We start from the raw sequence: 1,570 nt of genomic DNA, 5'->3' as shown, positions 1-1,570 counted from the left end.
CCATACGGTAAGGCACAGGTTAGGAATCACCACGAAAACCCATATCGCTATCCCTACATATTCAAATCGTTCGATAAAAGGCAGATCGACAATTTTCCATAATGTAAGAGTTGCCCAGATCGTGTGAGTCAGTTGTTCTTTGCTAAAGTAAAAAAACGTAACAAGTGCCGTTGTGAGGTAGAGGAGGATACTGAAGATTACTCCAAAATGTGCCCATTTCTGGGATGTTTCTGCGTTTTTTATAAAAGGATAAAATAAGAATAACGGTTCAAAGCCGAGAAACCCCAGGCTCATCGTTTTCGAACCCTTTAGCAATTCCGTTAAATTATGATCTATTTTTAAAAATACGTTGGAAAAATCCGCTTGTTGTAACGGAAACCAAAAAAGCAGTATTAAAGGTAAGCCATATATGACAGATAAGAAGGAAATACCAGTCACCACCCGGAATCCGCCAACGATGAATGAATACATTAAAAGCAAGAAAACAGGGGTAAAGATCCAAAGGTTCAGTTGAGGGAACACCCAGACTTGGATGACTTCCAGGTATGTTCGAAGTATGGTTATAGCAAACAGAGTGAAATAAACTACAAAGTACAAATTCATCAATCTTCCTACCGTTTTTCCGAATAAATCCATGTGTATGGCTGCCAGATCATTTTTACCTTTGTTTAAGATTTGATAAATGATCCAAATCAGCATGTTTATGGACACACCAGAGATAATGATCGAAATCCAAGCATCATAACCAGCATCTTTTGCAATATATCTCTCGAATCCAAGTATACTGACACCAATTTGTGTAGAATGAATTAAATAAAATACAAAATATGGGGATACTTTTTGATTTTCTCTAGGCAACGGAAGCATTTAAAGATCACCCGCTTAGGATAGTTATTCATCAATATCTTGCTTTTTTTCAGCTCTTGTTTTATTAAATCGAATAGGGTCTTCAGGGAGAAGCTGCATCGGTCTTCTGCTTAGTTTTTCAAAAGGCAGCCGGTACAAAGAGTCTTTTAGATCTTTTAAACGCAATGGGTATACCGGACCGACATAGGGCCGTCCTAACGAAGTCAGTTTCAATAAGTGGGAAAGAAAGAAACCAAAACACATGCTCACCCCTACAATGCCCCAAAACTGAGCCGCCAATAAAAAAGGAAAGCGGATAATACGAATCGTATTACTCATTTGGTAGACAGGGGTTGTAAAGGAAGCGAGTGCAGCTAAAGCTACAATGATAAGGAGGACATTACTAGTCAGTCCTGCTTCCACAGCCGCGGTTCCAATAACAATACCTCCAACGATACCAATCGTTTGTCCTACTTTTGTAGGAAGCCGGGCACCTGCCTCCCTTAAGAGCTCGATGGTTAACTCCAATATGATCGCTTCCATTATTGGCGGAAAGGGGATTCCGCTGCGTGAGGCAATTAATGGACTTAAAAGGTCTTTGGGTATCATTTGATAATGGTAGGTCAGTACTGCTACATAAATCGGTGAAGACAAGACAGAAAACATAACTGAAAACAGTCGCAGCAAACGAAAAAAAGATGCAATATGCCAGGTAATAAAATAA

General features: G+C 39.4%; 2 protein-coding genes. Both read right to left on the bottom strand.

Annotation, left to right across the window (positions count from 1 at the left end):
• Positions 1–867 (bottom strand): GerAB/ArcD/ProY family transporter (locus ABHN01_RS25030; protein ID WP_429877795.1); only part of this gene is annotated, 867 nt, incomplete at its 3' end.
• A gap of 24 nt (positions 868–891) precedes the next feature.
• Positions 892–1,570 (bottom strand): spore germination protein (locus ABHN01_RS25025; RefSeq protein WP_429877794.1); only part of this gene is annotated, 679 nt, incomplete at its 5' end.

This window comes from Fictibacillus sp. NRS-1165 (genome assembly GCF_050468105.1).
GTDB lineage: Bacteria > Bacillota > Bacilli > Bacillales > Fictibacillaceae > Fictibacillus_C > Fictibacillus_C terrinigri.
This window is presented reverse-complemented; position numbering and strand designations above follow the sequence as displayed.